Origin of the sequence: Xanthomonas maliensis, assembly GCF_009192945.1 — a bacterium.
In the GTDB taxonomy this organism is placed as follows: Bacteria; Pseudomonadota; Gammaproteobacteria; order Xanthomonadales; family Xanthomonadaceae; genus Xanthomonas; species Xanthomonas maliensis.
Genome location: NZ_NSET01000088.1, coordinates 1 through 3,722, shown reverse-complemented (window position 1 = coordinate 3,722; position 3,722 = coordinate 1). Strand labels below are relative to the sequence as shown.

3 protein-coding genes and 1 pseudogene are annotated in these 3,722 nt (G+C 56.3%); 3 read left to right on the top strand and 1 reads right to left on the bottom strand.

All coding sequences use genetic code 11. The features are described 5' to 3' along the window. Positions 1–212 (top strand): annotated as a pseudogene (locus tag CKY51_RS21085) (transposase); the annotation flags it as partial. Positions 213–382: 170 nt separating this feature from the next. Beyond that, positions 383–1,354: a hypothetical protein gene (locus tag CKY51_RS21080; RefSeq protein ID WP_152249900.1), complete on the top strand. Its 972-nt coding sequence runs from the start codon at positions 383–385 to the stop codon at positions 1,352–1,354. A gap of 249 nt (positions 1,355–1,603) precedes the next feature. Here the strand turns inward: CKY51_RS21080 and CKY51_RS21075 are convergent, their stop codons facing one another. Next, the gene (locus CKY51_RS21075) at positions 1,604–1,981 is read right to left on the bottom strand and encodes a transposase (protein ID WP_074053248.1); all 378 of its coding nucleotides are present in this window, start codon (positions 1,979–1,981) and stop codon (positions 1,604–1,606) included. A 390-nt stretch (positions 1,982–2,371) separates the two neighbouring features. Here CKY51_RS21075 and CKY51_RS21070 point away from each other — a divergent pair, with 390 nt between their 5' ends. Next, positions 2,372–3,325, top strand: a complete 954-nt coding sequence (locus CKY51_RS21070) for a trypsin-like serine protease (RefSeq protein WP_152249898.1) — start codon at positions 2,372–2,374, stop codon at positions 3,323–3,325. Positions 3,326–3,722 lie beyond the last annotated feature (397 nt).

Sequence of the window (3,722 nt, the reverse complement as noted above, 5' to 3'; positions counted from 1 at the left end):
CTTGACGGGGGAGCTTACGTCACCACGCACAGCGTGTACGCCTGGCTGCGCAAGTTCGGCAAGCCCGGCGTGATGCAGCGTGCCGAGGTGGACCAGAGTGCCGAGGTTCGGCGGCTGAAGACCGAGTTGCGCCGGGTGACGGAGGAGCGCGACATCCTAAAAAAGGCCGCCGCGTACTTTGCCAAGGGGTAAAGGCAAAGTACGTCTTCATGCACGAGTAACGGGGTCAGGTTGACTTACTTGATGGCTGCGCTTGATTTGCGTGGCCGATGAGCCGGCCTGACACCCGCGAAGCAAAGGGTAACGGGGTCAGATTGCCTTATTAGTGGATCTCGGTGATCTGATTTAGGGATTAGGGTTGACACGGTCATGGGAGAAGGGCATGGCGGTGATTCACGAGATGGAGTCTCGCTTCGCAGCTTTTGCTATGACGATTGAAGGCGCGGAGTCGATCGACAAGCTGCTGCAGAGCACGGATCAGGGCCAGCGCGCTGACTACCTGTGGCGGGGTCGTTCCGTTATTGCTGAATTGAAAGTCCTTCGTGCTGATCCGCAATCCAAGGTGGACAGTACGTTTGATGAGCTGAGTAAGCGCAATGACTTCCCTGTAATCTTCGGCGCGGTAGAGGCCCACAAAGTGCTGGCGCATCTGCCGGATGGCGATGAGCAAATGCGACGCCTCAATCAAAAAGTTATGCGGTCCGTGGAGGGCGCCTTCCGAGATGCTAAACGCCAAATCGCCAATACCAAGCGAATCTTGGGGCTAGAGGACGCGTTAGGAATCCTAGCGCTTTTGAACCCTGATATCGAATCGCTGGATCCAATCAGCGTCGGAAAGGAAGTGAGTCGCCTCATACAAACCAGGCAAAACGACATGTGGGCAGTGGATGCAGTATGGCTGCTGTCAGAGGCGCATTTTATAGGGGAGGCCATGCCCTGCATAGTTATAAAAGGTGATAGGGTCGGTCGCTTTGAATGGGGTGAAGGCTTCCTTTCTGCATTGAATGAGCGCTGGGCGCGTTTTAATGACAGCCCAATGGTTGCCGAAAAATCCACTCTGCTAGTTGATCTGCCCTTGATGCGCAAGTCCCAGCGTCACATGGGACCGATGACGAAAGAGCAGCGCTGGCGAGCGGGTTATCGTGCCAATCCCTATCTAGCTAATTTGGACGATAACGCCGTTCGCGCATTCGGGCACCAGTCCGTCTTGGATCTTCTTCCATATTTCACTAAGGGCGGCCCACGTAAGCCTCTGATAGAAATTGAGTCGCACATGGAGCGCTGGACACATTTCCTAGAAGAGGCTTCTATACGTGGGCTTGATATGCGAGGAATGGGGCTAGTCAGGTCCTAAAAATAGTATGGTGGTGCCGATACTTGGATAATTCTGAAATTCTCACGAGTTAATGGCGTACATATCTCCGGCCTTCTTAAAATTCTTATGAGGCCAAAAATAACGGCGATGGAGAGGGCGATGGGCGGGATTTCCGTGGAGGTTGATGAAAATGATAAGCCTGCAAAACAAGGTAATTTTGTAGAGGCGACACTTGAATTGGGACGAAATCTTGTAACTACTGCCAAATAACGGGGTCAGGTTAACTTATCAGTCGGCGGTGTTGGTGTTGCGTGGCCGATGCGCGGGCCTGACGCCCGCAAAGCGGTGGGTCTTGGCTTGGACCATTGCGCGGAAGGCGTCGTGGCCCAGGGCTCGCTGCTGCTGTAGATGAAGGCGAATACTGGCGAGCAGTTCGTCGGAGAGGGCTTCATCGAGCAGGGCACGGTAGGCGTTGGATCGCTCGATCGGGTCGTTGCCAAGTGCAAGCCAACAGGGATGCGGTGTCAGTGCGGAGTGCCTGCGCTGGCCTAGGTTGGCAGGGCAACTAGACCAGCGATACGCCGCAGGGTTGTCGGTCAGGCGAGCACGCGCGGGATTGAGCTTAATGTAGCGATAGCAGCGAAGGGCGTAGTCCGCACTGTCCACAAGACATGCTTTGTACCGCGCTTTCCATAGCGTACCGGCGCACCGGTGGCGGCCATTGAAAAATGGTACGTAGTTTCGCCCAAGCCGTTGCGGCGATGATGCGGTCGATTCAACCGCTTCCGTCGCCCGGTTCCAGAATGCGCCACTCTCTTTACGGTGAGACCATGCTTCGTGTTTCAGGCCGAGCCGATTCCTTGAAATTCGTTTTTCGACAACTTGTAATGCTCTTTTGTCAGATAATCACAGGGAAATGATTCAAGGTGACGCTTCAATGACTGATTAAGGTCACTTTCTACCACGCCAATATCATCGATCTATAAAGGCGCGAACGTGCCAGGAAAATCAGTACTTTGAGTCATCCCGAAAACCCCTGATAGGATCCGATTCTTGATGAAAAATCTACAGATGCAAAAGCGCGTGGCATGCCTCGCAATAGTCATCAGCACCTCCTTTGCATGCTCGGCTGCCATGGCGCAGGTGGTCCCTCCTCGCAATCCCGACCGCGACGTCCTGCCGCTCATTTCTGGCTCGAAAGTCGGCGTGAATACAGGATCCTGCACCGTCGGGGCGGTGGTGGTGCCCAGCAACATCCTCTATCGACTGACGCCGTACCAAAATGCCACACGATGGCTCGTGCTTGCCAAGCACTGCTCCCTACCGGGCGGGACGGTCTATTTGGGTGACCAGAACGAGCCAATTGGCACTGTCGTGTGGCAGTCCGCAGCCTCGGACCTCGAGCTTGTGAAGGTACCGCCCGAGCCCAATCCGTCCTATGTGTGGTGCCAGGCACATCACAATAGCGGCGCTGCCATCTGCAATCCGTACTTGCAATATCGGCCCCGCGCGAGCAATCAGGTCTTCATGCCGCGCGGCGGGCGGGAAGCACGTCTTCCTGTGAGCGGGTGGTCCAACGCGCCAGATGAGACATTCTGCACAAGCGGTTGGCGCACCGGTGTCCGGTGCGTTTGGCACGGCATGACGCTCGCGCCAGGAATTTGGCGGCCGAATTATGATCACCTCGGTGCCGCGGACTCGTCCGAGTTCGCCAGCCTTGACGGCGGCGACTCCGGCGGACCGGTCGTCACCTACGACCGGCATCTGGTCGGGGTCATCTCGTCCAGTGACGATCGCACCCGTTCCATCCTTTTCTACACGCCAATGGCGCAGGTGCTGCAAGAGCTCTACAGCTACACCCTTGCCCCAAGCAACTTCCCCGCCGCTGACGGCGAGAGCAATCCGCTCTCCCCCGCCGGTGAAAAAACTCTTTGGGAGCTTGCTCCGACGGATGACGACACGGGAGCTACTCAGGCGCAGTCCATGGGCGGACAAAATCAAGCGGGCTGATGTTCATTACGTGGACCTGTGCTGTCAGCATCTCGCGTGAGTCGCGGGAATAGCTTTTCAGTCAACAAAGCGCCGCCTCCGTGCGGCGCTTTGTCATGTGCTCGCGTTGCACCGGGAAAACGGGACGGAGTTAATTGACGGAGGTAATTAAGCGAACCGGGCGTACAATCCCGCGCGGTGATGTCCGATAGCAGGGCTGTGTCGCTACCTTGAAAATAACGAAGCCAGGTTGACTTACCAGTCGACGGTGTTCGGTCTGCGTGACCGATAAGGGGCCTTACGCCCGCAAAACGGTGAGTCTTGGCTTGGACCATTGCGCGGAAGGCGTCGTGACCCAAGACCCGGAAAGTGGGTCAGATTTACTTCGGCGTTGACACCTCGTAAGCTCCCCCGTCAA

What these genes read in the sequence shown, in the direction of transcription:
- CKY51_RS21080 (WP_152249900.1), top strand. Translation starts at nt 383, where the DNA reads ATGGCGGTGATTCACGAGATGGAGTCTCGCTTCGCAGCTTTTGCTATG.
- CKY51_RS21070 (WP_152249898.1), top strand. Translation starts at nt 2,372, where the DNA reads ATGAAAAATCTACAGATGCAAAAGCGCGTGGCATGCCTCGCAATAGTC.